Below are 25,913 nucleotides of genomic sequence, written 5' to 3'. Positions count from 1 at the left end.
GGGTCAGACAAATATTTTTTGCTGACCCACCGCCATCGGGAGCAAGTCCCCTCCCACATTTTTAACCGTGTTGTTCCTGTTGTTCCTGCTTTGGCTCGCGGATCTTGTACCAGGCCACATACAGCGCCGGCAGGAACAACAGCGTCAGCAAGGTGGCGATGATGATGCCGCCGATCATCGCGTAGGCCATCGGCCCCCAGAACACTTCGCGGGCAATCGGGATCATGCCCAGGCTCGCCGCAGCCGCCGTGAGCAGGATCGGCCGGCGCCGATGCTCGGTGGCTTCCACCACCGCGTCCCACGGCGTGTAGCCGGCCACTTCATATTCGTGGATCTGCGTCACCAGGATCACCGAGTTGCGGATGATGATGCCGATCAGCGCCAGGATGCCGAGGATCGCCACAAAGCCCATGGGCGTGCCCGTGGGGATCAACGCCAGCACCACGCCGATCAGCCCCAGCGGCGCGACACTGGCCACCAGGAACATCTTCTGCACGCTGTGCAACTGGATCATCAGGAACGTCGCCATCAGGAACAGCATCAACGGCACCACGCTGGCAATCGGGCCTTGGGCCTTGCCGCTTTCTTCCACGGTGCCGCCGGTGGCGACCTTGTAGCCCACCGGCAGGCCGGCGCTGAACCTGTCGATCTCCGGCTTGAGCTGCTTGACCAGGTCGGTCGGCTGCATCTCATCGCGCACCGAGGCCTTGATGGTGATGGTCGGCTTGCGGTCGCGACGCCACACCAGTGGCTGCTCCAGCTCATAGCGCACGGTGGCGAAGGCCAGCAGCGGAATCGAGGTGCCGTTGGGCGTGACGATCTGCAGGTTCTGCAAGGTTTCCGGGGTACCGCGCTCGGCGTCTTCGGCACGGCCGACCACGCTGATCAGGTAGATATCGTCGTGCACCTGGGTCACCGACGCACCGCTGACCACGCTGTTCATCAGTTGCGCCACGTCCTCGGAGGACAGCCCGAGCTGGCGCGCCTTGTCCTGGGCAATGTCGATGCGCAGCACTTTGCCCGGCTCGTTCCAGTCGTAGATGATCTCGCCCAGGTGGGTGTTTTTATCCAGCAGGGTCGCCAGTTCAATGGCGTGTTTGCGCACCTGGTCAGTGTCTTTGCCGGACACGCGATACTGGATCGGACGCCCCACCGGCGGGCCCATTTCCAGCGGCTGCACAAAACTGCCGATGCCCACGAAGTCGTCGCGCAGGCGCTTTTGCAGGCGCGCAATCAAGGCTCCGCGCTCTTCCAGGCCTTTGCTGACGATCACCAGTTGCGCGTAGTAGGGGTTTTCCAATTGCTGGTCGAGGGGCAGGTAGAAACGGATCGCGCCCTGGCCGATATACGTGCTCCAGCGAGCAATGTCCGGGTCGTCCTTGATAATCGCCTCGAGGCGGTCGACGGCCTTGCGCGTCTCGTTGATCGAGGCGTTTTGCGGCAGGTTGAGGTCGACGAGGATTTCCGGGCGGTCCGACGACGGGAAGAACTGGTTCTGCACAAACTGCATGGAGAACACCGACGCCACGAACAGGCCCACAGTGATACCGATGGCCCACCAACGGTTGCGCATGGCCCAGAGCATGCCGCCATTGAATGCGCGGCCGATGCGCCCCGGCTCGGCGCTGTGGGGTTTCACCTTGGCGCTGAGGATATGCACGCCGATCACCGGCGCAAACAGCACTGCCACCACCCACGACACCAGCATCGCCACGGCAATCACCGCGAACAGGGTAAAGGTGTACTCGCCCGCCGAACTGGCGTTGAGGCCAATCGGCACGAAGCCGGCCACGGTCACCAACGTACCGGTGAGCATCGGGAATGCCGTGGAGGTGTAGGCGTAGGTCGCCGCCTGCTCCTTGGTTTCGCCTTTTTCCAGGCGCGTGATCATCATCTCCACGGTGATCATCGCATCGTCCACCAGCAGGCCGAGGGCGATGATCAACGCACCCAGCGACACACGCTGCATGGTGATACCGCTGTATTCCATGAACACGAATACCAGCGCCAGCACCAGTGGAATCGAGCACGCCACCACCAGCCCGGCGCGCATGCCCAGGCTGATAAAGCTCACCACCAGCACGATGATCACCGCTTCGAACAGCGCGCTGGTAAAGCCGCCGACGGCCTCTTCCACCACTTCGGCCTGGTCGGAGACCTTATGCACACCGACGCCCACCGGCAGGTCGGCGGTCAGTTCGTCCATGCGCGTGTGCAGCGCCTTGCCAAACGACTGGATATTGCCGCCCTTCTGCATGGCGATGGCCAGGCCAATCGCCGGCTTGCCGTTGAAGCGGAACATCGGCCGCGCCGGGTCGACGTAGCCACGGCTGATCTCGGCGATATCCGCCAGGCGATAGAAGCGGTCATTGAGGCGCAGGTTGACGTTGGCCAGGTCTTTCTCCGAGGCGAACTGCCCCGAGGTACGCACCGAGATGCGCTCCGGCCCGGCCTCGATCACCCCGGCGGGGGTCACCGCGTTCTGCGATTGCAGGCTTTGCACCACCTGGCGCTGATCGATGCCTAGGGCCGCCAGTTTGCGCGTGGAGAAGTTCAGGTAAATCACTTCGTCCTGCTGGCCGATCATCTCGACCTTACCCAGCCCCGGCACCGAACGGATTTCGGCGCGCACCTGCTCCACGTAGTCGCGCAGCTGGCGCATCGACAGGCCGTCGCCGGTAAAGGCGTACACCGAGCCGAACACATCGCCGAATTCGTCGTTGAACGACGGCCCCTGCAAGCCCTGGGGGAAGGTGCCGCGAATGTCGTCGATCTTCTTGCGGACCTGGTACCAGATCTCCGGAATCGCCTTGGCGCTGGTGGTGTCCTTGAGGAACACGAACACCGTGGATTCACCCGGTCGCGTGTAGCTTTTCACATAGTCGAGGGCGTCGAGTTCCTCGAGCTTTTTCTCGATGCGGTCGGTGACCTGCTTGAGGGTTTCTTCCTGGGTCGCGCCCGGCCAGCGGGTCTGGATCACCATGGTCTTGATGGTGAACGAGGGGTCTTCCTCGCGGCCCAGGTTCATGTAGGAGAACACGCCCATCAGCAGCGCGACGAACATCAGGTACCAGACGAAGGACTGATGCTTGAGGGCCCAGTCGGATAAGTTGAAGCTGCCTTTCATCGCGGGCTGTCCTCGTCGATTTTGACTTTCTGCCCGGGCTTCAGGCTGTTCACGCCGGCGGTAACGATACGCTCGCCGGGTTTGACGCCGCCGTTGAGCAAGGCGCTGTCAGCGTCACGGCTAAGCACCGTGATATCGCGCGGTTGCACGGTCTGGCTTTGGGTATCGAGGATCCAGATGCGGGTCTTGCCGTCGACGTCCTGCAAGGCGCTCAGGGGCAACTCGATGCGTGGGGCGATGGCTGAACTCAAGGTCACGCTGATCGCCGTACCAAGGCGGAATGCGGGCGGTGTTTCGGCCAGGGTCAGGCGCGCGCGACGGGTGCGCGTGGCGCTTTGGGCCTGGGGTTCGATCTCGCGCACGATAGCGGTGGTGTGGACGCTGGGGTCGAGTTGCCCGGCGACGAGGAATACCACGTCCGGCGGCAGGCGCTCTGCAAGACCGGCGGGCAGGTCGATCACCGCCTCCTTGATGTCCGGGCGCGCCAGGGTCACCACTTGCTGACCGGCGCTGACCACCTGGCCGGCCTCGGCATTCCAGGCGGTGACGATGCCGGCGTGGTCGGTGCGCAGCTCGGCGTAGTTGAGTTGGTCCTTGGCCTGGTTGACCGACGCCTGGGCCTGGTCGAGGGAGGCCTGGGTGGTTTTCAGGTCGGTCTGGGCCACGTCCAGTTGGGCCTGGGCGCCGACGCCACGGTTGAACAGCTCCTGCTGGCGACGGGCATTGGCCTGGGCGTTGATGAACTGGGCCTGCACCCGTGCCAAATCGCCTTGGGCGGCGCGCAACTGGTTCTGTTGGTCGGTAGGGTCGAGCACCGCGAGCAAGGCACCCTTGTCCACTTCGGCGCCTACATCCACGGCACGCCGGGCGATGCGACCGGGGACGCGAAAGCCCAGATTGCTTTCATAGCGCGCCTGGATGGTACCGGCGAAACGGCCGAGGGTTTCCTGGTCCTCGGACTTCACCTCCATGGACAGCACCGGGCGCACGGGCTCGGGCGCCGGCTCTTCCTTGGAGCAGGCCATCAGCAACAGGCTGGCGGCGAGTACAACCGTCAGGCGCTTCATGGCTGGGCTCCTGGCTGGGCGATCTCGACCAGCATGCCGGGGTGCAGCAATTGCCCACCGGCCACCACGACTTTTTCGCCACCCTTGAGGCCGTCGCCAATAATCACTTTGCCGGTGAGGTAACGCGCCACCGTGACCTTGTGCAGTTGCGCCTTGCCCTCGCCGTCCACCAGCCATACGGCGGGCTCGCTGAGGTCTTTGGTCAACGCCGACCACGGCAGCTCGATACTCGCTTTGGCCGGGCCATTGGCGGTGGCACTGACCACCGAACCAAGCCGCATGCCTTCGGGTAACGATTGCAGGGCGATCTTCACTTGCACCGTGCCGGTATTGGCGGCCACGGCAGGTGTGACTTCACGCACTTTACCCACGGCCTTGATGCTGGGGTTATCCAGCAGGCTGACGGTGATCGGCGCATCGGGCGGCGGCTCAACCAGCAGTGACTCATAGACGTTGAACACCGCGTCGCGCTCGCCATCGCTGGCCAGGCTGAAAATCGGCACGGTGGCCTGCACCACCTGACCGACTTCGGCCTGGCGGGCGGTGATCACCCCCGGCGCATCCGCGATCAGCGCGGTATAGCCGAGTTGTTCACGGGCGTTGGCCAGCTGCGCCTGCGCGGCGGCCAGGGCACTTTGGCTGCTGCGCAGCGCGGCCTGGGCGGAATCGTATTCGCTGCGGCTGGTGTAGCCCTTGGGCAGGAGCTTTTCCTGGCGCACAAACGCAGCGGCGGTTTGCTTGACCCGCGCCTGCTCGGCCACGACCTGGGCCTGGGCGGAATCGACGTTGGTCTGCAAATCCTTGGGATCGAGCCTGGCCAGCACTTGCCTGGCGGTCACGCGGTCACCCACATCCACCATGCGCTGGATGATCTTGCCGCCGACGCGGAAGGACAAATCGGTTTGCACGCGGGCCTGGATATCTCCGGTCAGCGTGACGGCCGCGGCGAAATCGGCGGGTTGTACGGTTTGAACAAAGACCCGCGAATGGGCCTTGGGCTCAGCTTTTTCCTGGCCACACGCGCTCAGCAACACCACTAAACCCAGACCGACGATACAGATGGAAATACGACCGCCCATGCAGACTCCTTGTGCGCGATGCGATGTGCCAGTGTGTATGCGACTGTGAGCTTAGTTCAGGGTTCCTTATCTGCATGGGGAAGGCGTATTGAGGTGAGTTCATCGGCCTCATCGGGGGCAAGTCCTCTCGCACATGTGACGTGTGAATACATTCAAATGTGGGAGGGAGCTTGCTCCCGATAGCGGCATAACAGTCAGCGCAGAACTAGCCCTGCCACTTCCCGCCTTCAACGATCACGCTCTCAGGCTTGGTGTCATCGCTCAGCTCCTTGCGCACATATTGGTCGTAGAGCTTGAGCAGGAATTTCTCCTCACCCAGCTTCGCCAACTCGGCATTCACCCAGTCGCGCAGTTCGATATTGCCCTTCTTCACCGCCGGGGCGATGGGCGCTTCGTCACCGAGTTTCTCTTCCAGCACGCGGTAGCCCGGGTTCTGCTTGGCCCAGCTGAACAGCACCAGGTTGTCTTGCGCGTAGGCATCGCCACGCCCGGCCGACAGCGCTTGCAGCGATTCGGAGTTTTTCTCGAACTTGAGCAGTTTCCAGTCCGGGTGGTTCTTGGTCAGCCAGATATCGGCAGTGGTGCCGGTGGTGACGATGGTGGTGCGGGTGGCCAGGTCATTCAGGCTTTTCACCGCGCTGTCCTGGGGCACCAACGCCTGCACCGCGACTTTCAGGTTGGGGTTGGTGAAGTCCACCGCTTCCTTGCGCTCGGGCGTCACGGTCATGTTGGCGAGGATCAGGTCGACCTTGTCGCTTTGCAGGAACGGAATACGGCTGGCCGGCTCGACGGCGACGAATTCGACTTTGTTCTCATCGCCCAACAGGTCCTTGGCGAATTGGCGGCCGATGTCGGTATCGAAACCGACATAGCGGCCCGCTTCGTTGACGAAGCCAAACGGTGGCTTGTCGGTGAATACGCCGACGATCAGCTTGTCGCGCGCCTTGATCTTGTCGAGGTAGCTCACGGCGGCAGCAGGTTTAGCAGGCTCTTCGGCCTTTTTATCGCAGCCGGCCAGTAAGGCGACAGCCAACAGTGGCAGCAGTAACTTTTTCATAGCAGCTCCAGTTCCTTGGTTTTCTTGGGCAGTGTTGAGACAAAGGAAAACTTCTCCAGGAACTGCTGCGCGCGTGCGGTTTGCGGGTTCGTAAAGAATTCTTCGGGGGTGTTGTGTTCGAGGATGCGACCGGCCTCCATAAACACCACGCGGTCGGCGACGGCGCGGGCGAAGGCCATTTCGTGGGTGACGATCAGCAGGGTCATGCCATCGCGGGCCAGGCCCTGGATCACCTCCAGCACTTCCTTGACCATCTCCGGGTCGAGGGCGGCGGTGACTTCGTCAAACAGCATGACCTGAGGGTTCATGCACAGCGAACGGACGATGGCGATGCGTTGCTGCTGGCCGCCGGAGAGCTGGCGCGGGAAGGCGTCGCGCTTGTCCGCCAGGCCGACGCGCGCCAGCAGTTTCTCGGCTTGCTCGCGGGCTTCGCGCGGCTCGCGCTTTTGCACTTTCAGCGGGCCGAGCAGGATATTGTCGAGCACGCTCATGTGCGGGAACAGGTGGTAGCTCTGGAACACCATGCCCACGTCCTGGCGCACCTGGCGCCAGTCGGTGGTTTTATCCAACAACTCTTTGCCGGCAAACCGCAGGCTGCCGCTATGGGCCACTTCCAGGCCGTTGAGGCAGCGCAGCAAGGTGCTTTTGCCGCAGCCGCTGGGGCCGAGGATCACCATCACTTCGCCGCTTTGCACACTCAGGTCGATACCCTTGAGCACCTGCTGGTCGCCGAAGAATTTGTTGAAACCCTGGAACTCGATCAATGCGCTCATGCTTGGGCCCAGCGCCGTTCCAGCACCTTGGAGGCGGCCGACAACGGGTAGCAGATAAAGAAGAAAAACAGGAACAGCGCGCCGTAGATCAACACCGACTCATAGGTGCGCTCGATGATTTGCTGGCCGACCTTGATCACGTCCACCACACCGATCAGCACCGCCAGGGAACTGGTCTTGATGATGCGCGTGTAGACGTTGATGGTCGGCGGCGTCATGCGCTTGAGGGCCTGGGGCAGCAACACGTAGCCGTACAACTGCGGGTCGGACAAGCCAATCGACAGGCCGGCTTCGCGCTGGCCGCGGGGCAGCGAATGCAACGCGCCGCGTACCACTTCGCCCACTTCGCTGGCGCCCCACAGCGACAACACCAGCACCGCGCACCAGAAGCTGGGGATGCTCAGGCCAAAGAAGATCGGCAGGCCAAAGAACAGCAGGTACAACCACACCAGCACCGGAATCGCCCGGAACAGCTCCAGGTAAACCCGCAGCACCGCGTTGACCAGCCTGTTGTTCAAGGTGCGCAGCACGCCATACAACACGCCGCCGACCGTACTGAAGGCGATGCTCAACAACGAAATCGACAGGGTCTGCGCAGCGCCCTTGCCCAATTGCGGCAACGACACCCACAACAACTCAAGACCCGAACTGGCCATGCTGGAGCCTCCGTTCCAGGCGGCTGAGCAGCAGCGACAGCGGCAAGAACAGCAGCACGCAAATCAGCGTCAGCACGGCGAGCATTTCGTAGGTCTTGTAGTAGAGGGCGATGTAGCTCTTGGTGGTGTAGAGAATCTCCGGCACCGCCACGGCAGAGACCACGGTGGTCTCCTTGAGCAGAAAGATGAAATTGGCGAACAACGCCGGCAGGCTGAGGATGCCGGCCTGGGGCAGGATCACATGGCGCAGCAGTTGCCAGTCCGACAGGCCGATGGACTTGCCCGACTCGATCTGCGCCAGCGGCACCGCTTCCACACCGGCGCGCAGCACTTCGGTGAGGTAGGCACCGCCTAGGAACGTCATGGTGATGATCGCCGCCCAGAACCCGGAGATATTCAAACCCAGGGCCGGCAAGGCGAAGTACACGAAGAACAGCTGGATCAGCAGCGGTGTATTGCGCGCCAGTTCCACATAGAGCGCCACCAGGCGCGACAGGTACGGCGTGCGAAACACCAGCAGTGCGGCGTTGATCAGCGCCACCAGCAACGAGGTGGCAATGGCGATCAGGCCCACTTGCAGCGTGACGCCCACGGCTTTCAAAAACGCCGGCAGGGTGCTGAGGATAAAAGCGAAATCGAAGGTCATTGTGAGTCCATGACGCCGCAGGGGTAATGCGGCGAGCGCCGTCCGATCCGGCGTGGGTAACGCCGGGTAGCGCGAACTTTAAAGGTATAAAAAGTAAAATTTAAATACCGAAATAGCATATTGATATCACCCAAAAAGATAACCTCGGGATTCGCGGGGTTGGCGGGTGGCAGCTATGGTTGAGGGGTCTGTGTTTCGAGGGAATGAACGATGAACAAAGCGAAACCGATTGATCCGCAGGAGCTGGTGAAATGGTTGGTGGCGTTGCGCAGGGCGATCAATAGCCGCGCGCTCTGAAACGCTGAAGATCCACTGTGAGATGAAGATCAAATGTGGGAGGGGGCTTGCCCCCTCCCACATTTTTATTGCCTTCCAAATTCCAGGCATAAAAAACGCCGACGCTGTAGTAGCCGCCGGCGTTGAAACCTTGAAGGGGGTTTTGGCTTACATCAGAACGCGGGCACGACTGCGCCGTTGTACTTCTTCTCGATGAAGGCTTTGACTTCCGGGCTGGTCAGGGCCTTGGACAGTTTCTGGATAGCGTCGCTGTCCTTGTTGTCCGGGCGCGCCACCAGGAAGTTCACGTACGGCGACTTGGCATCTTCGATGATCAGCGCGTCCTTGGCTGGGTTCAAGCCAGCTTCCAGGGCGTAGTTGGTGTTGATCAAGTCCAGGTCAACCTGGTCCAGCACACGTGGCAGCAGGGCCGATTCCAGCTCTTTGAACTTCAGGTTCTTCGGGTTGCTGGCGATGTCTTTCGGCGTGGCCAGGGCGTTGGTCGGGTCTTTCAGGGTGATCACACCGGCTTTCTGCAGCAGCAACAGGGCGCGGCCGCTGTTGGAGCCTTCGTTCGGGATAGCCACGGTGGCGCCATCCTTGAGCTCGGAAATGTTCTTGATCTTTTTCGAGTAACCGCCGAAGGGTTCAACGTGCACGCCAACCACGGTGACCAGGTTGGTGCCCTTGCCCTTGTTGAAGTTTTCCAGGTACGGCAGGGTCTGGAAGTAGTTGGCGTCCAGGCGCTTCTCGGCAACCTGTACGTTTGGCTGTACGTAGTCGGTGAAGACTTTGATTTCCAGGTCCACGCCTTCTTTGGCGAGGGTTGGCTTGACCAGCTCAAGGATCTCGGCGTGCGGGATCGGGGTGGCGGCCACCACCAGTTTCTCGTTGGCCTGGGCGAAGCTTGCAGTCAGGGCAGCCGCCAGTGCGGTAAACAACAGAACCTTTTTCATGCAGTGTCCTTATCGGAATTCCGGGGCGTCTCTGACGACCGTTTTTTAGGTGGTGTGCCAGCGAAGTGCTATCGCGGCGTGGAATGGACAATACCTATATTTTTTATTCCCGAACAATATCTTTTATTCACGTTGATATTCCATTTTGCTCATGTAGCTGCTTGTTCGCGTAGAAAGCTGCGCAAGGGTTCCTGCTCAGCCGGGCTGGCATTGGCGAAGATGCGCTGCACTTGCTCCAAGGGCGACCCCGCCACCGGCAGGTTCAGGTGTTCGGGCAGAATTTCGTCGCCGCTGCTCACCAGCAAGGCGAAGTGGATGACGTTCTCCAGCTCGCGGGTATTACCCGGCCAGCTGTGGTGTTCCAGTACGCGCTGGGCCGCATCGCTGATCAGCGGCACCGGCAGGTCCAGGCGCTGGCTGTAGATGCCGAGGAAGTATTCGGCCAACGACAGGATGTCCCCCACCCGCTCACGCAATGCCGGCAGATCCAACTGGCCTTCGCTCAGGTAATGGAACAGCCGCTCATGAAACTTGCCGGCGGCCACGGCCTGGGCCAGGTCGATGCTGGTGGCGGCTACCAGGCGCACGTCCACCGGACTCGGCTGGTGGGCGCCCACGCGGGTGACTTCATGGTTTTCCAGGGCCGCCAGCAGTTTCACCTGGATAGGCAGCGGCAAGTCGCCGATCTCATCCAGATACAAAGTGCCGCCATTCGCCGAGCCAAACCACCCGGCCCGGCTGCTGGCTGCGCCGCTGTGGGCGCCGGCGGCATAGCCAAACAACTCGGCGTCGGCGTAGGTTGGGCTGATGGCGCCGCAATTGACCGAGACAAACAAACCGGAGCGGTCGCTGCCCCGGTGAATATGCCGCGCCAGTAATTCTTTACCACTGCCGGTCTCGCCCCGAATCAATACGGGCAAGGCGCGCGGCGCCAGGTTTTCCAGGTCTTCGCGCAGCTTGCGCGAGCGCGGGTCGACAAACACCAGCGCCTTGGCGCGGATGCTCAGCGGGCTTTTTTCGGCGTCGGGGAAGGTCAGCAGTGGCTGACCGAAGGTTTCATGCAGACTCATGGCAGGCTCCCGCCCCAAATCCACTCAGGGACGGGGCGTTGAAAAATATCAGGCGGTGCGCCGGGCGTGATGCTCGAGGCGGCTTTGCAGGCGATACAGGTAGGCAAACCCCTGCTCCCAGCGCTGGTGACCGGACTTCACATTGATATGCCCGGCCCCCGACAGAATGCCGGCTTCGGCCCCCCAATTACGCGCCAGCTCCAGGGCCCGGGGGGCGCTGACGGCGCTGTCGTTATCGGAACTGACCACCTGGCTGGGAAACGGCAGCAGGTCGGTCGGGATCGGCGCAAAGTTGCGCAACGCCGGCGAGCAGGCTGGCCGTTCAACGTCCGCCGGAGCCACCAGCAAGGCCCCGCGCACCTGCCGCAGGAACTGCACCGGGGCAGTGGCCGCCCAATGGGCCACGGTGATGCAGCCCAGGCTATGGGCGATCAGGATCACCGGCGTGCTGTCGGCGGCGATCGCCTCGGCCAGCGCGGCGACCCAATCTTCACGGCGCGGTGTGAGCCAATCGGCCTGCTCCACCCGTGCGCTGTTGGGCAGGCTGTTCTGCCAGTGACTTTGCCAATGATCTTCTGGCGATCCTTGCCAGCCCGGCACGATCAGATAACGAATCAACTCGCTGTGCATGGGTGTGCCCTCCTGCAGCGTTTAACGTTGTAGGACAGTATAGGGACGAGGGTTATATTCGTTAAGGAATAAGAAGCTATTTATTAATAACCAAAAACTCAAACCCGCATGAGATCAAAATGTGGGAGGGGCTTGCCCCCGATGGCGATGGGTCAGCCACCTATTTTTAGCTGACGGACCGCTATCGGGGGCAAGCCCCCTCCCACATTGACTCGATTTCACATTCAATTTGCAGTGGTTTCAGATGACGTGATTGGTACGAGGCATGCAGTCGATGGTGCGATCCACCACGGTCTTGGCCATTTCCAGCAAATGCCGCACCGCATGGACTTTCGCGCGGTCGTGCGGCTGCAGGTGCTCACAACAGTCCCATACGGTGGCCGATGCGCTGTGGATCAGGTGAGCGATATAAAGTTGGGCGTCTTCGAAACTGAGGTTTTCGTTGGCGACAAGGCAGTCAACGGGTGGGTCGGGAAGTGCTTTGGTCATGGTGTAACTCCTATTGAACACGGGAGCGACCACTAACGCTGCTAAACGATAGGTGGCAGCTGTACGCGGGTTAGCAGACTGGCCAATAGGAACACCAGCGCACCCGAGGGTGCCCCACGCACAGCCACCATAAACGCGGATGTGAACCGTGTGCCTATTGAACTCAGGCTGCCAAACCCGATCGCTGAAAACCAGCGACGGGCCGAAGACTAGCCATCCATTCCAACAGTCACAAGGCGGCGGGGATTGTCTCGGAAACGTCCTGCAATTTAAAGGGACACGGCTTGCTGGCCCTTTACAACTCATGACGAATGCCAGCATCGATCACCTGATGAACTTTCTTGTAGGAAATATCTTCCATGACGGTTTTTTATGGCTCCGCTGACGACTTTTCGCTTTTCCGGAGAGTGGTGAGGTTAGTTAAATATTGACTCCAACCAACCCCGTAAAAAATCGCAATGAATATAAATATAAGTACTTTCCACCACGAAATTTCTAAAGTCAGGCTTTCTAAAACCGCATTCAACGAACTACTGAGCGCAAAAGCCAGCTCCGAACCGGATGATCAAACTAATCGATTCGATGCAAAGCCTGCTTACATCGCCCCCCATCACTCGCAGACCCTCAGCGCAGAACTGCGCAATATACGAAAAATCGTTGATCACGAAAAACACGTCCTTATCCTAGATGGATTTAAAGTCGATGATCTTGCAGGCTTCAAATCTTTGATATGGACGTTCGGCTCTTTGCTGGGAGCGCCAATGGTGCAGAACCATCTTGGCCATAGGGTTATTGAGGTGTATGACCGGGGAGGTAAAAGCATTGAAGAAGGTGCGAGATATCATCAGACCCGTCAGGGCGCATATATCCATAACGATGGCGTAAGCGATCCGCTCCCTATCGATTATTTGATTCTGGCTTGTGGCCAGAAAGCCTTACTCGGCGGCGAAAGTATTCTGATAGACGCAAGTGCGGTATACGCTGAATTAATGGCATTCCCTGAGGTACTGGAAGAACTTAAGTGCGATTTCTATTTTGAAAATCGAGGTATGGCGGAGGAAGAACAATTATTCAAAGCGCCAATCTTGAGCTTTTCAAATGAGGGCATCCCTTTGATTAGGTACTTCCGCGCCTATATCGAATCGGCCCACATCAAAGCGGGGGTGCCATTAACCCTGGCGCAAATACATGCATTGGATTTTCTAGACACAGTCCTTGATCAATCTTCAGTTCAACATCGAGTGCTGCTTGAACCAGGGCAGGTTCTTATTTCAGCTGACAACAAGTTTCTCCATACCCGAACGCATTTCATCGATAAGAGCGCTCCGCGCTTAGAGATTGATGACGCAGTCTCTTTGAAAGATCTCAATCGATACATGTTACGAATGTGGTTGCGCAAACGATGATCCCTCGCTGGCCATAAGGCACAACTTCATATTCCCCTCACAAGCCGAGCCCCGTGGACAACTCCAACATCGCGATCACCCTTGTTTTGATCTCCGCCTTCATGCACGCCACCTGGAACGCGGTCGTCCGGGCGGGGAGCAGTCGCTTCATGACCTTGGCCATGGTCGATGGTACGGCGTTGCTGATCTGCCTGGCGGCGCTGCCGCAGGTGAATACGCCAAGCCTGCAGGTGTGGGGCTACGTGCTGGTTTCCGTGGTGCTCAACACGGCCTATCGATTGTTTCTGATCAAAGCGTATGAAACCGGCGACTTTGGGCAGGTCTACCCGGTCATGCGCGGGGTGCCACCGGTTTTAGTCGCGCTGTTTTCCTATTTCCTGCTGCACGAGCAGCTATCGTTTCATGCCATGGCGGGGGTGTTGCTGATTTGCGTAGGCATTATCAGCCTGACATTCGTGCGCAGGATGTCCGCGCGTATGTTCAAACCAATTCTGATGGCGGTGTGCGCAGGTGCTTTCATCGCGTCCTACACAGTGGTGGATGCCAAAGGTGTCAGAGCCAGTGAGACGGTGCTGCAATACATCATCTATCTGACGGTATTCCAGAGCATTCCGATTCCGGCGCTGGCGTTTTTCAAGAAACGTCTGGAATTCACAGAGGCCATTCGCAACCATTGGAAAGTCGGCGTAATGGGCGGCGTTTTTTACCTCACTTCCTACGGCCTGGTGCTGTTCGCGCTGTCGCTGGATGCGGTGGCCAAGGTCTCAGCGTTGCGGGAAACCAGTGTTATTATCGGCGCCATTATTGCCGCGCTGTTTTTTCACGAGCGGTTCGGCTGGCGGCGGATGCTTTCGGCGTTCGTCATTGTTTGCGGGATCATCCTGATCAAAGTGAGCACCTGATGGGCCAACGTCCGCCACCTACACCCATGCTGCAAGCCTTTGTCAGTGCTGCACGAACAGGCAGTTTCGCCCGCGCAGCATCAGAGTTGAGCCTCACCGCCAGTGCCATCAGTCATCAGATCGCAGGTCTGGAAGAGTGGTGGGGCGTTCAGTTGTTCGAGCGCCATTCGCGGGGCGTCAACCTCACAACCGCCGGGCAGGCTTTGTTGCCGGTGACCGATGATTTTTTCAAAACCCTTGAGACGGTGTTGCACTCGCTGAATCCGCGCAAATCTCAGCCCCTTTATCTTTCGTGCACTTCGTCCCTGTGTTCGACCTGGCTAATCCCCAGAATGCATGGTTCCCACACCGACGCTTCATTCAATCTCGACCTGGTATTGACCAGTGCGGATATGAATAGCGCCAATCTCGGTGCCCATCAATTCGATGTTGCGATTGTGATGGGGTACGGCGACTACCCGGATCATCATGCCGAGCTTCTGATGCGCGATGCCGTGTTCCCGGTTTGCTCACCGGAGTTTCAACGCATGAATGGCGATATTTCGCTGACGGATATCGCGCGGTATCCACTCATTCACCGTGTGGACGATCAAGTGTGTCCAGGGTGGGAAAGCTGGTTTGCGTTCCAGGGCCTGGCAGCTGCGCCTTATCACCATGGGCCGCGCTTTCCGGACTCAAGCCTGGCAATCAGTCTGGCGGTGAAGGGTGGCGGGATTGCGCTGGCCAGGACAGCGTTGGTGTATGACCAGTTGGAAGAAGGTGCATTAGTCACACTAGGCGGCCCGCTGATGATGTCGCCGGCGGCGTACTACGTTATTTGTAGGAATGGGCGGCAGTCGGAACCTGATATCGCTCGGTTGATTGACTGGCTTAAAGAGAGCGCTAGAAAGTTTCAGCAAGAAGTTGAAATCCGGTATCCGCAAATCGCTGGGGTTGGCGCACTTTGATCGTGTGATGTTACTGAAACGAATGCAAAAAAAAGGCCGCACCCTGCCAAGGAAACGGCCAAAAAATTGTCGAGGCTTTTGCAACTAACGTGCGGTAATCACCGACAGCTTGGTAATCCCCGCGCGCTCGATAGACGCCATGGCTCGCGCCACTTCGCCGTAGTTCACACCATCATCGGCCTGCAATTGCACCCGCACATCGGGGTCCTTGGCCTTGGCCGCCTGCAGGTTGAATTCCAGCAGGTCCGGCTGGATTTCGTCCTTGTTGATAAACAGTTTGCCGGCGCCGTCGATGCTCACCACCAGCGGGTCCTTCTGCTCCACCGGGGCTACGGCCTCGGTCTTGGGCAGGTTGATCGGGATCGCGTTGGTCAACAGCGGCGCGGTGACGATAAACACCACCAGCAGCACCAGCATCACGTCCACCAGGGGCGTGACGTTGATCTCGCTCAGTACCTCATCACTGTCTTGTGTGGAGAAGGCCATTTCAGGACGCCTCCTTCACTTTTTGCGGGTTGCCCGGCGCATGTTTAGTCAGGGCCGGGTGCAGCAGCACACGGAAGGAGTTCTTCTGCGCCAGGCTGTAGAAGTCGTGGGCAAAGTCATCCAGGTCCGCCGCCGTGAGCTTCAGGCGACGCAGGAAGTAGTTGTAGACCAGCACCGCCGGCACCGCGACGGCGATCCCCACGCCAGTGGCAACCAGGGCGGCACCGATGGGGCCGGCCACGGTTTCAAGGCTGGCGGAGCCGGCGGCGCTGATGCCCTTGAGCGCTTCCATGATCCCCCACACGGTGCCGAACAGGCCGATAAACGGCGAGGTGCTACCGATACTGGCGACCACGGCCAGGCCGGTTTCCAGGGAGCGGCGCTCACGTACGATCTGCTGGCGCAGGGCACGCTCGAGGCGGTCCTGGTGGTTGATCGCCTGGCTCAGGTCGGCCGCATGCGGCGCTTCCCCGACCTGGATCGCGGCGTAACCGGCCTGGGCCACACGCGCAGCGGCGCCGGGCTGGGTTTCGGCCAGCTCGGCGGCCGAGTCGAGGCTCGACGCCGCCCAGAACTGTTTGTGGAACTTGCGATCCTGCGCTTTAAGGCGACCGAACTGCACGCCCTTGAGCAGGGCCAGGCCCCAGGTGGCGACCGAAAAGACCACCAGCAGCCAGATCACCGCGCTTTCGATGGATTCAAGTGGAGATGCTAATGCCATGATGTTTTCCCTCTGTACAAGTCGCGGCGTGTGGTGCACACCGCAGCGCAATAGTTAGTGAATCTTGAAGTCGATCGGTACGCTGACCCAGCCGTCCTGGGCCACATCGCCCTGCTTGGCCGGCACGAAGCTCCACCGCTTCACGGCGGTCAGTGCGGCGTCGTCGAGTTGCTGGCGACCGCTGCTTTTCTGGACCTGGATCTCGCCCGGCTTGCCGCTGGCCAATACATGCACCCGCAACAACACCGTGCCTTCCCAACCGCGACGCTGCGCCAGTGACGGGTACTCCGGCGCCGGGTTCTTGAGGTACGCGGCGTTGGCCGAAGCCGGTGTCACCGGGGCTGGCGCGGGCGGAGCGGGCGCGGGTGCCGGTGGCGCCGGTTGCGGTGGCGTGGGCGCCTGCTCGACGGGTTTCGGTGCGGGCTTGGGCTCAGGCTTTGGCACCGGCTTCGGCTTGGGTTTTGGAATCGGCTTGGGCGGCGCCGGCTTGGCGGCCAACTCATCCACAACCGGCGGCGGTGGCTCGACCACGGGCGGCGGCGGTGGTGGCGGCACAGGCGGTGGCGGTTCCACCACGGGCGGTGCCGGCTGGGAAAATTCGATGGTCATCGGCGGAATTTCCGGCGGCACAATCGGCAGCACCGGCGTGGGTTTCTGGCTGACCCAATAAATCACTGCACCGTGCAGAGCCAGTACCAACAAACCGAGCAGGATCCCTTCGCGGCGGCTGGAGAAGCGCTTCGGGGTTTGCTGCGTTCGCAATTGCCCCAACGGCGCGCGGTGCGGCCGGCCAAGGTCGACCAACTCACCACTCGGTGCCTGGCGCCATTGCGCCTCGGGTGCACTGGCGGCGGTCTGGACATTGCCCATTGATTCACTCCCTACGGTTTCGAAACAAAAAAACCGACGGGCCTGCGTGGAAGGCCGTCGAGGGCTGAATCATCGGGGCCAGACGCTTATCTCTTAAAGTAATCTTTGAAGTTATAGATAGATCAAATTTGAATAAACGAATGCTCTGCAAACGCCAAAGCCCCGGCCCACGGGGCCTGGCGCCGAGGTGGTTTTTTTTGATGCTTTTCAGGCATACAAAATATTCAGTTAAGGCATGGCTCAACGGGGCTGTTTGCGCACAAATCGAACAGTTCAGCCTGCAAGCACTGCCCCGCAGCACTGAGGCCATGACGGGCATACAACGCCAGGCGCACGCCTTGCACCACGGGCAAACCGCTGTCCGGCCCCAGTTCCACATGCCCTGGCTGCACGACCCGTCGCGGCAACAGACTCACACCCAACCCCGCCGCCACCGCCGAACACACGCTGGCCAGGCTCGCGCTGGAATAACCGATGCGCCAGCGCCAGCCGCCCACTTCCAGGTGGTGCAGCATTTCATTGCGGTACAGGCCGCCCACCGGGAATGCCACCAACGGCAGAGGGTCGCGCCCCAGGCACGGCGTGCTGCGGCTGTCGACCCAACACAGCGGCTCGGGCCACGAGGCCAGGCAGTCATCGCTGCTGCCCATCTGCTTGACCAGCAACACGTCGAATTCACCACTGCGGTATTGGCGCTGCAACTCGGGGCCGAGACCGCTGGTGACCTCCAGGCGCACCCGTGGATACGCCAGCACAAATGCCGACAGCAACGGCATCAGGCGCTCGGCGGCAAAGTCTTCCGGTACGCCGAGGCGCAGCACGCCGTCGCTCTGTTGGTTGATCAACACATCGGTGGCTTCTTCATGCAGCGCGAGGATGCGCCGCGCATAGGCCAGCAAGCGTTCGCCCTCGGCGGTGGCGACCACGCGGCGCTGGTCGCGGTCCAGCAACTGGCACGCCACCGCCTCTTCCAGGCGGCGGATCTGCTGGCTCACGGTGGACTGGGTCAAGTGCAGGCGCTCGGCGGCGCGGGTGAAGTTGCCGCAGTCCACCACGGCGACAAAGCTGCGCAACAACACGGGATCGAACATCAGCGTCACCATTCTCTTTGCCACTGGTTGGCATGGTTATATTTAATTTCAGAATACCTTGGGTGCTGGCCATACTCACGCCTCATTTGCCGACTGCAAGAGCGTTGCATGACCCTGAATAAATCCCTCGCCGGCTGGGGCCTGCTGGTGGTGCTCGGCCTGAACCTGCGGCCGATCCTCAGTTCCATCAGCCCGTTGCTCGGCGAAATCCGCCAGGCCACCGGCCTGAGTTTCCAGAGCAGCGCCCTGCTGACCAGCCTGCCGGTGGTGTGCATGGGGCTGGTGGCGCTGGTGGGCGTGCGCGTGGAAGCCCGCCTTGGCGAACGGCGCGGCATCGCCCTGGGCCTGATGATGATCCTGCTGGCGTGCCTGGCACGCTGGCTGATGGGCCAGGCGTCGGCGCTGCTGGTCACGGCGTTGCTCGGCGGTGCGGGGGTGGCGCTGATCCAGGCCTTGGTGCCGGCGATGATCAAGCGCGAATTCCGTCATCGGGTGCCGGTGGCGATGGGTGTGTACTCGGCTTCGCTGATGGCGGGCGGCGGGCTGGCAGCGCTGCTCAGCCCGATGGTGGCCACGCATTTCCAGGAATGGCAGGCGGGGCTGGGGGTGTGGCTGCTGCCGGCGTTGGGCGCCTTGCTGCTATGGGCCTGGCTGCCCCTGGGCGCGGCCAGAAATCCACAGGTGGTGCCGGCCTTCAAGGACCTGCGCAATCGCCGCGCCTGGTTGCTGGCGCTGTATTTCGGCCTGGTCAACTGCGGCTACATGAGCCTGGTGGCGTGGCTGCCGGCCTACTATCAGCAACTGGGCTGGGGCGTGCTGCCCAGCGGTTCGCTGCTGGCGTTCATGACCATCTTCCAGGTGCTCGCCGCGCTGTTGATGCCGGTGCTGGCGCAGCGCGGTATCGACCGTCGGCCGCTGCTGGGCATCGCCCTGCTGGCCCAGACCGTGGGTTACCTCGGCCTGATCGTCGCGCCGCAGGAATATCCGCACCTCTGGGTGGCGTTGTGCGGCTTCGGCCTGGGCGCGTGTTTCGCCCTGAGCCTGCTGCTGACCCTCGACCACCATCGCGACCCACGCCAGGCCGGGCAACTGGCGGCCTTTGTGCAAGGCGTGGGCTTCTTGATCAATGCGGTGTCGCCATGGCTGACCGGCTGGCTGCGCGGGCTGACCGGCAACTTTGTCAGCGCCTGGGTGGTGCTGACGGTCACGGCGGTGGTGATGCTGGTGGTGACGCGCGTGTTCAGCCCGGCCACCTATCGCACGGGGCTAGAAGTCATAGCGCCCGGTCACCCCTAGCGTGCGCGGCGTACCGAGCAGGCCTTCGTAGCCGCCGTTCCCCCCCGTCCACAGCGTGGTGTAGTAGGTCTTGTCGAAGGCGTTTTTCAGCCATAACGACACGTCCCACTGCCCCTGCTCATAGTTGCCGCGCAGGCCGGTGGACAGGTTGACCACGGCGTAGGCAGGAATCTGTCCATAGTCGGAGTCCTCCACGGTGCCCACGGCCTTGGAGCGGAAGGCATAGCTGGCGGTGACGTAGGGTTCGAAGCCGTTATCCAGGTTCCACTTGTATTCGCCGTTGGCGTTGGCGATCCACTTCGACGCCCCCACCACTTGATGCCCGCTCAGGTCGCAGGAAGCCGGCGCACCGGGGCGCAGACTGACTTCCGGCGGGCACGGCGCATCTTTGTAAGACAGGTAACTCACATCGTTGAACGAGCCGTTGAGGTTCAGCGTCAGGCCCTTGATCGGCACCAGGGTGCTTTCCACCTCGACGCCCCGCGAGCGCACCGAACCGGCGTTGGTCAGGTACTGCACACGGTTGTCCTGGTCATAGGCATTGGTCTGGTAGCCGTTGACCTGGGTCCAGAACAGGTTGGCATTGAGCTGCAGCCGCCGGTCCCACAGGGTGCTTTTGAAACCCAGTTCGGCGTTATTGGCGCGCTCGGTGCCGATCAACAGCGAGTCGGCCCCGGCCGTCGGTGCCGAGCCTACCGCCAGGTTGACCCCGCCGGACTTCTCGCCATGGGACAGCGTCGCGTAGCCCAGCAGGTTTTCGTTAAAGCGATAGCTCAGGTTGAGCAAACCCGAGGGGCTGGTGCTGTATTGCGTGAGGTCGCCGGAATCGTACGCCCCCGCGCGGCCGCGTCGAGCCGTCGCGGCAGCACCGGTGACCGCCGCACCGCCGAGGGGAGTGTTGCGCGTGACCCAGGCACTTTTTTCTTCATAGGTGCCACGCAGGCCGGCGGTGAAATCCAGGCGCTCGGTGAGGTGCCAGGTGCCCTGGGCAAACAAGGCAAAACTGTCGGTGCGAATGTGCCCGTTGCCGACGCTGCTGACGTTGGCCAATGCGCCGGCTGGCGTGCCGTTCCAGATGTCGGCCTGCGGCCCGTAATAGCTGAAGGATTTGTTATCCAGCGAATTACCGAAGTAGTAGGCACCGAGCACGTAATCGAAGAAACCGCCGGTGGGCGACGCCAGCCGGAATTCCTGGGACCACTGCTTATCTTCCACCGACACCCCGGCGTTGTACGACGCCGGCACGTTAAGGCCGTCGTCGTTACGCGGGGTGAAATTCCAGAAGCGATAGGAACTGACCGAGGTCAGGGTGAAATCACTCGGCAACGTCCAGTTGGCCTCCAGCGACGTACCGCCCTGGAACACGGTGACGTGCTGGTCGCTGTCCAGGTTGACCTTGCGGTGGGTGCCATCGACCAGGGTCGCGCCTGCCGCGTTGGCCCGCGACTGGTAGAGGTTGGTGCCGTTGATGGTCGGCCCGGTGCTGTACAGCACACGGGTGCCGGCGCTGGAATCCTCTTCGTTGTAATCGCCGATCCAGCGCAGGTTGAACGCCTCGCTGGGCTTGTACAGCAGTTGCCCGCGAAAGCCCTGGCGCGAGCCGCCGTTGAGGTCATGGCCGTTGTATTCGTTCTTGATGTCGCCGTCGCTGCGGGTGCGATACGCCGAGAAACGCCCCGCCAGGTCATCGGTGAGCGGGCCGGAAATCGTGCCCTTGGTCTGGAAGTAGCCGTCCTCGCCCAGCGAGGTTTCGATGCTGCGCTCCGGGGTAAAACTCGGCGCGCGTGTGCTGATGTTGATCACCCCGGCGGTGGTGTTTTTGCCGAACAAGGTGCCTTGCGGGCCGCGCAAGACTTCAAGTTGTTCGATGTCCATCAGGTCGAACACCGCCATGCCCGGCCGCCCCAGGTACACGTTGTCGATATATAGCCCTACGCTGCCTTCCAGGCCGTCGCTGGCCGGGTTATTGCCAAGCCCACGGATCGACACGCTGGACTGGCGCGCATGCATATAGGCGACGTTGACGCTGGGCACCAGTTGCTGCAGATCCTGAATCCGATACACCCGCTGGCTCTCCAGGGCCTGCCCGCCGATCACGCTCATGGGCGTCGGCACTGCCTGGGCGCTTTCGGTGCGTCGCCGGGCGGTGACGGTGACCGTCTCCAACTCGCCGCCGGCGCTCTCGCCCTTGCTTACCGGCGCGGGCGTTTCGGCGGCCTGGGTCGGCGACCAACTGGAACTGCCGGCCACCAGAATGGCCAGGGGCAAGGACTTCAACAGACTCATAAGCGGCTCCGGAACCCGGAAATATCCATCGAGAGATATTCCTTTAGGTTATTTATTTATGTTTTTACGAACATTTACTGCATAAGAGATAGCCTTTATAAGGAGTCGACCTAATGCATAGCCAATGCATTTCCCGGATATTTTTGATGTGAAAAATGCATATCGATTTGCGCCAGCTTCGTCACTTCATCGCCCTTGCCGAACAACGCAGTTTTGTCGCCGCCGCGTTGACGGTGAACCTGTCGCAATCGGCGTTCAGTCGCAGTATCCAGGCCCTGGAACACAGCGCCGGTTGCCAGCTGATTGACCGTGGCCGCAAAGACCTGGCGCCGACCAAACAAGGCCAGGTATTGCTGGAGCATGCCCGGCGCCTGGTCAGCGGTGCGCAGCAGTTGGCCAATGAGATCAGCCAGTTCAATGGCCTGGAGGCGGGAGAATTGCGCTTCGGTTGCGGCCCGGCACCGGCCGGCGGCCTGATCCCCCGCGCCATCGGCAGTTTTATCGGGCGCTACCCCAAGGCACGGGTGCAGTACCAGGTGGACGACTGGCAAAGCCTGAGCAAACGTCTGCTCAGTGAAGAGTTCGAGTTTTTCGTCGCCGACACCCGCCACTTCGAAGCCAACCCTGACTATCACACTCACCGTCTGCGCCCGCGCCGCTGGTATTTCTGCTGCCGCGCCGGCCACCCGCTGGCCGGGCGTGGCAGCGTAAGCGCCGCCGAGCTGATGAGTTACCCACTGGCCGTGACCATCCGCCCGCCCAACCTGCGCAAGGTCATCGTCGACCTCAGCGGCCGGCCCGATTTCCTGCCCAATGTCGAATGCGAGAACGGCTATAGCCTGATGGGCGTGGTGCTGCGCTCCGACGCCATCGGCATCGTCAGCGCCAACAGCGATGTGCTGCACATGGCCCGGGGCGAACTGGTGTGCTTGACGATCGAGGGCCTGGCGGAGGATCTGGAGGAGCGTTACACCCGCTACGGCATCGTCAGCCGTGCGGGGTATCGCTTGTCGCCGCTGGCGGAAGCGATGATCGAACAGATCAAGCAGATCGATGAGTTGGATGAAGAGGTGTGCGCGCTGGAGAACGTCGCGGTCTAGGCCATGCATTCACTGCATCAAACCCAGTCCCCAAATGCACTTGCCAGCCCCCTGCCCGAACGGCGAAAAACCTCACCTGTCCTCCGTCTGGTGAAGCCCCATGTCCCACCCCCAACCCGTGCGCAACGTGCTGTACATCATGTGCGACCAACTGCGCCGCGATTACCTGTCGTGCTACGGCCACGCCCACTTGCACACGCCGAACATCGATCGCCTGGCCGCCGCCGGTGTGCGCTTCAGCCGCGCCTACACCCAGGGCACCATCTGCGGGCCCTCGCGCATGTCGGCCTATACCGGGCGCTACGTCAGCAGCCACCAGGTGGCGTGGAACGCAGTGCCGTTGCCCCTGGAAGAACTGACCCTCGGCGACTACCTGCGCCCCCACGGCATCCGCACGGCGCTGGTCGGCAAGACCCACGCCACGCCCAATGTGGACGCCTTGCAACGCCTGAACATCGACCCTGACAGCAAGCAGGCCGAGCCGTTGAACGAGGTCGGCTTCGAGGCGTACCTGCGTCACGACGGCATCTACCCCGACAGCCCGCTGTTCGAGGATAAACGCGAGTCCGCGCCCTACACCCATTACCTGCGCGAGCAAGGCTACAGTGGCGCCAACCCGTGGCACGAATGGGCCAATGCGGCAGCCGGTGAAAACGGCGAAGTGCTCAGCGGTTGGCACATGCGCAATGCAGGCCGCCCCGCGCGCGTGGCCGAGGAACATTCGGAAACCGTCTACACCACCGACCGCGCCATCGACTTTATCCGTGAGCAGGCCGAACAACCGTGGTGCCTGCACCTGTCCTATATCAAGCCACACTGGCCCTACATCGCACCGGCGCCCTATCACGCGCTGTATGGCGCCGAGCATATCCAGGCACCGATCCAGCCAGGGGAGACCAGCGATCACCCGGTGTACCAGGCGTTCCGCCAGCACCAGGAGAGCCTGAACTTTTCCCGTGACGAGGTGCGGCTCACGGTGATTCCCACCTACATGGGCTTGATCAAACAGGTCGACGACCAACTCGGGCGCCTGTTCGATTTCCTGCAAGGCAACGGCCGTTGGGACGACACCCTGATCGTGTTCACCAGCGACCACGGCGATTTCCTCGGCGATCACTTCCTCGGCGAAAAAGAATTTCTGCTGGAACCTGCGGTGGGCATTCCGCTGATCGTGCGCGACCCACGCGCCGCCGCCGATACCCGCCGTGGCACGGTGGACGCGCGTCTGGTGGAAACCATCGATGCGCTGCCGACCTTCCTCGACGCCCTGGGTTTGCCAGCGGCCGAGCATCGCCTGGAAGGCCGCTCGCTGATCCCGCTGCTGCACGGCCAGGAAACCAGCTGGCGCCGCTACGCCATCGCCGAGTACGACTACGCCTTCCAGGCCCCGGCCCGCGAACGCCTGGCGCAACCCATCGACCGTTGCCGGATGACCATGGTGCGCAGCGAACGCTGGAAATACCTGGCGTACGACGGCTTCCGCCCACAGCTGTTCGACCTGGAAAACGACCCGCAGGAACTGCACGACCTGGGCAACGACCCGGCCTATGCCGAAGTGCGCGAAACCCATTTGGGGTATCTGTTCGAATGGCTGCGCGGGCTGAAGCGGCGCACCACCATCAGCCACGCAGAGATCGATCTGCGTGGCCAACGGTTTCGGTATGGTGAGCCGGAGGCGGAGAAGGTGGTGCAAATCGGCGTGTGGTAAACCACACATCGAATGTTGGGGGCCCCACTACCTCTTCGAAGTAGCGTTGTCGCGCAGCAAACGGGTACCTCTGTGGTGAGCGGGCTTGTCCCGCGTCGGGGTGCGAAGCGCCCCTGATGAAGACGAATGCGGTGTATCAGGCAATCCTCTGCGCCTGGTTCTGGGGCTGCTTCGCAGCCCAACGCGGGCGGTGCGACGATTCGACAAGCCCGCTCACCACAGGTACGGTGTTCGCCATTGACTGACTGGCATCAGGGCTTGCCCCCTCCCACATCAGAGACCTTTGGTGGTCTGGCTGCGCTGCCCGTGCACGCCCACCGGCACATCGCCCTTGAGCGTCACCCGGCGCACGATGCGTTCCTGGGTGCCGTAGTCGTCCACGGCGTAATGCTGGGTGGCGCGGTTGTCCCAGATCGCCACGTCGCCAGTGTTCCAGCGCCAGCGCACGGTGTTTTCCAGGCGGGTGACGTGGCTTTGCAGCAGGTTGAACAGCTGGGTCGAGTCCGCCTGGGAATAACCTTTCAGGCGCTTGACGAAGTGCCCCAGCAACAGGGTTTTCTCGCCACTGACCGGATGCACGCGCACCACCGGGTGCTCGGTTTCGTATACCGTCGAGGTGAACACCTTGCGGTATGCCTCAAGCCGCTCGGCCGACACATCCGGCTTGAGCGCGGCGTAGTCGTATTCGTTGCTGTGCACTGCCCACAAGTTATCCGCCAGGGCGCGCAGTTCGACGCTGAGGTCGTTGTAGGCGCTCGAGGTGTTGGCCCAGACCGTGTCGCCACCGGACTTGGGCGCCAGTACCGAACGCAGCACCGAGGCTTTCGGGTAGGCGTCGACGAAGGTCACGTCGGTGTGCCAGGAATTGGCCCGCTGGCCACGGGTGCCGTCCAGCTCCATGAGGAAGCGCGTGCCGTCGCGCACCGGCACCGTCGGGTGGGCAATCGGCTCGCCGAGCAGATGGGCAAAGGCTTCCTGGCTCTGGTCATCGAGGTGAGTCTGCTCGCGAAAGAAGATCACCTTGTACTGCACCAGCGCCTGCTGGATGGCTTCGACCGTGGCGGCATCCAGATCGCCGGACAGTGTGATACCGCGAATCTCGGCGCCGATGCGGCCGGCGACCGGGTGAATATCCAGCGCCTGGGCGACGGGTTGAACAGCTAATGCGGCGTTGCTCATGGTGGTGACCCTCTTGTGCCTGCTGATGGGGACGCTTTCCGACAACGCTCTATCCATATGCAATTTAGGTCTAGCAAATGAACCAATGCTTCATT

At 61.4% G+C, this 25,913-nt stretch carries 23 protein-coding genes; 6 read left to right on the top strand and 17 right to left on the bottom strand.

Features of this window, described 5'->3' with window-relative positions; all coding sequences use genetic code 11:
- Nucleotides 1-61 precede the first annotated feature (61 nt).
- From NIBR502773_RS16525 to NIBR502773_RS16475, 11 genes are all read right to left on the bottom strand, one after another.
- Nucleotides 62-3,127 carry an efflux RND transporter permease subunit gene (locus NIBR502773_RS16525; RefSeq protein WP_141156466.1) on the bottom strand — a complete coding sequence of 1,022 codons (3,066 nt, stop codon included), beginning with the start codon at nucleotides 3,125-3,127 and terminating at the stop codon, nucleotides 62-64.
- Entirely contained in the window at nucleotides 3,124-4,194 is a 1,071-nt protein-coding gene (locus NIBR502773_RS16520; RefSeq protein ID WP_141156465.1) for an efflux RND transporter periplasmic adaptor subunit, read from the bottom strand. The genes NIBR502773_RS16525 and NIBR502773_RS16520 overlap by 4 nt, the downstream gene beginning before the upstream one ends.
- Nucleotides 4,191-5,273, bottom strand: coding sequence for an efflux RND transporter periplasmic adaptor subunit (locus tag NIBR502773_RS16515; RefSeq protein WP_141156464.1), 1,083 nt, complete (start codon nucleotides 5,271-5,273; stop codon nucleotides 4,191-4,193). The genes NIBR502773_RS16520 and NIBR502773_RS16515 overlap by 4 nt, the downstream gene beginning before the upstream one ends.
- A gap of 205 nt (nucleotides 5,274-5,478) precedes the next feature.
- Nucleotides 5,479-6,330 carry a transporter substrate-binding domain-containing protein gene (locus NIBR502773_RS16510; RefSeq protein WP_115487849.1) on the bottom strand — a complete coding sequence of 284 codons (852 nt, stop codon included), beginning with the start codon at nucleotides 6,328-6,330 and terminating at the stop codon, nucleotides 5,479-5,481.
- Nucleotides 6,327-7,103: an amino acid ABC transporter ATP-binding protein gene (locus NIBR502773_RS16505; protein ID WP_141156463.1), complete on the bottom strand. Its 777-nt coding sequence runs from the start codon at nucleotides 7,101-7,103 to the stop codon at nucleotides 6,327-6,329. The genes NIBR502773_RS16510 and NIBR502773_RS16505 overlap by 4 nt, the downstream gene beginning before the upstream one ends.
- Nucleotides 7,100-7,759 (bottom strand): amino acid ABC transporter permease, encoded by a 660-nt coding sequence (locus NIBR502773_RS16500; RefSeq protein WP_027607849.1) that lies wholly within the window; start codon nucleotides 7,757-7,759, stop codon nucleotides 7,100-7,102. The genes NIBR502773_RS16505 and NIBR502773_RS16500 overlap by 4 nt, the downstream gene beginning before the upstream one ends.
- Entirely contained in the window at nucleotides 7,740-8,405 is a 666-nt protein-coding gene (locus tag NIBR502773_RS16495) for an amino acid ABC transporter permease (RefSeq protein ID WP_057725386.1), read from the bottom strand. Before NIBR502773_RS16495 ends, NIBR502773_RS16500 begins: the two co-directional genes overlap by 20 nt.
- A 449-nt stretch (nucleotides 8,406-8,854) precedes the next feature.
- Nucleotides 8,855-9,637: a MetQ/NlpA family ABC transporter substrate-binding protein gene (locus NIBR502773_RS16490; RefSeq protein ID WP_027607851.1), complete on the bottom strand. Its 783-nt coding sequence runs from the start codon at nucleotides 9,635-9,637 to the stop codon at nucleotides 8,855-8,857.
- 149 nt (nucleotides 9,638-9,786) lie between these two features.
- Entirely contained in the window at nucleotides 9,787-10,707 is a 921-nt protein-coding gene (locus NIBR502773_RS16485; RefSeq protein WP_141156462.1) for a sigma 54-interacting transcriptional regulator, read from the bottom strand.
- Between the two features lie 48 nt (nucleotides 10,708-10,755).
- On the bottom strand, nucleotides 10,756-11,337 hold the full coding sequence (locus NIBR502773_RS16480) for an alpha/beta hydrolase (protein ID WP_024072766.1): 582 nt from the start codon (nucleotides 11,335-11,337) through the stop codon (nucleotides 10,756-10,758).
- Nucleotides 11,338-11,577: 240 nt separating this feature from the next.
- The gene (locus NIBR502773_RS16475) at nucleotides 11,578-11,826 is read right to left on the bottom strand and encodes a hypothetical protein (protein WP_141156461.1); all 249 of its coding nucleotides are present in this window, start codon (nucleotides 11,824-11,826) and stop codon (nucleotides 11,578-11,580) included.
- Nucleotides 11,827-12,284: 458 nt separating this feature from the next.
- Between NIBR502773_RS16475 and NIBR502773_RS16470 the strand changes: the two genes are divergently transcribed.
- From NIBR502773_RS16470 to NIBR502773_RS16460, 3 genes are read left to right on the top strand one after another with little or no spacing between them, the layout of a single operon-like run.
- On the top strand, nucleotides 12,285-13,232 hold the full coding sequence (locus NIBR502773_RS16470; protein ID WP_141156460.1) for a TauD/TfdA family dioxygenase: 948 nt from the start codon (nucleotides 12,285-12,287) through the stop codon (nucleotides 13,230-13,232).
- Nucleotides 13,233-13,285: 53 nt separating this feature from the next.
- Complete coding sequence (locus NIBR502773_RS16465) at nucleotides 13,286-14,134, top strand: EamA family transporter (protein WP_141156459.1); 849 nt, start codon at nucleotides 13,286-13,288, stop codon at nucleotides 14,132-14,134.
- Entirely contained in the window at nucleotides 14,134-15,081 is a 948-nt protein-coding gene (locus tag NIBR502773_RS16460) for a LysR substrate-binding domain-containing protein (RefSeq protein ID WP_090401130.1), read from the top strand. The genes NIBR502773_RS16465 and NIBR502773_RS16460 overlap by 1 nt, the downstream gene beginning before the upstream one ends.
- An 84-nt stretch (nucleotides 15,082-15,165) precedes the next feature.
- On the opposite strand, the gene NIBR502773_RS16455 is transcribed toward NIBR502773_RS16460, so the two are convergent.
- From NIBR502773_RS16455 to NIBR502773_RS16440, 4 genes are all read right to left on the bottom strand, one after another.
- Nucleotides 15,166-15,567, bottom strand: a complete 402-nt coding sequence (locus tag NIBR502773_RS16455; RefSeq protein ID WP_010565408.1) for a biopolymer transporter ExbD — start codon at nucleotides 15,565-15,567, stop codon at nucleotides 15,166-15,168.
- Between the two features lies 1 nt (nucleotide 15,568).
- The gene (locus NIBR502773_RS16450; RefSeq protein WP_027607855.1) at nucleotides 15,569-16,288 is read right to left on the bottom strand and encodes a MotA/TolQ/ExbB proton channel family protein; all 720 of its coding nucleotides are present in this window, start codon (nucleotides 16,286-16,288) and stop codon (nucleotides 15,569-15,571) included.
- A 54-nt stretch (nucleotides 16,289-16,342) separates the two neighbouring features.
- Nucleotides 16,343-17,158 carry an energy transducer TonB gene (locus tag NIBR502773_RS16445; protein ID WP_012721645.1) on the bottom strand — a complete coding sequence of 272 codons (816 nt, stop codon included), beginning with the start codon at nucleotides 17,156-17,158 and terminating at the stop codon, nucleotides 16,343-16,345.
- 224 nt (nucleotides 17,159-17,382) lie between these two features.
- Entirely contained in the window at nucleotides 17,383-18,249 is an 867-nt protein-coding gene (locus NIBR502773_RS16440; protein WP_065941143.1) for a LysR family transcriptional regulator, read from the bottom strand.
- A 108-nt stretch (nucleotides 18,250-18,357) separates the two neighbouring features.
- Between NIBR502773_RS16440 and NIBR502773_RS16435 the strand changes: the two genes are divergently transcribed.
- On the top strand, nucleotides 18,358-19,545 hold the full coding sequence (locus NIBR502773_RS16435; RefSeq protein WP_141156458.1) for a CynX/NimT family MFS transporter: 1,188 nt from the start codon (nucleotides 18,358-18,360) through the stop codon (nucleotides 19,543-19,545).
- On the opposite strand, the gene NIBR502773_RS16430 is transcribed toward NIBR502773_RS16435, so the two are convergent.
- Entirely contained in the window at nucleotides 19,516-21,831 is a 2,316-nt protein-coding gene (locus NIBR502773_RS16430) for a TonB-dependent receptor (protein ID WP_141156457.1), read from the bottom strand. The genes NIBR502773_RS16435 and NIBR502773_RS16430 overlap by 30 nt on opposite strands.
- Nucleotides 21,832-21,986: 155 nt before the next feature.
- Here NIBR502773_RS16430 and NIBR502773_RS16425 point away from each other — a divergent pair, with 155 nt between their 5' ends.
- Together NIBR502773_RS16425 and NIBR502773_RS16420 are read left to right on the top strand one after the other, a co-directional pair.
- On the top strand, nucleotides 21,987-22,931 hold the full coding sequence (locus NIBR502773_RS16425; protein WP_065941066.1) for a LysR family transcriptional regulator: 945 nt from the start codon (nucleotides 21,987-21,989) through the stop codon (nucleotides 22,929-22,931).
- A 100-nt stretch (nucleotides 22,932-23,031) separates the two neighbouring features.
- Entirely contained in the window at nucleotides 23,032-24,639 is a 1,608-nt protein-coding gene (locus NIBR502773_RS16420; RefSeq protein ID WP_141156456.1) for an alkaline phosphatase family protein, read from the top strand.
- Nucleotides 24,640-24,912: 273 nt separating this feature from the next.
- On the opposite strand, the gene NIBR502773_RS16415 is transcribed toward NIBR502773_RS16420, so the two are convergent.
- The gene (locus tag NIBR502773_RS16415) at nucleotides 24,913-25,818 is read right to left on the bottom strand and encodes a TauD/TfdA family dioxygenase (protein WP_065941064.1); all 906 of its coding nucleotides are present in this window, start codon (nucleotides 25,816-25,818) and stop codon (nucleotides 24,913-24,915) included.
- Between the last annotated feature and the right edge of the window lie 95 nt (nucleotides 25,819-25,913).

Origin of the sequence: Pseudomonas sp. NIBRBAC000502773, from assembly GCF_006517195.1 — a bacterium.
GTDB lineage: Bacteria > Pseudomonadota > Gammaproteobacteria > Pseudomonadales > Pseudomonadaceae > Aquipseudomonas > Aquipseudomonas marginalis.
The sequence above is the reverse complement of the archived record's forward strand: the minus strand, read 5'-3'. Positions and strand labels throughout refer to the sequence as shown.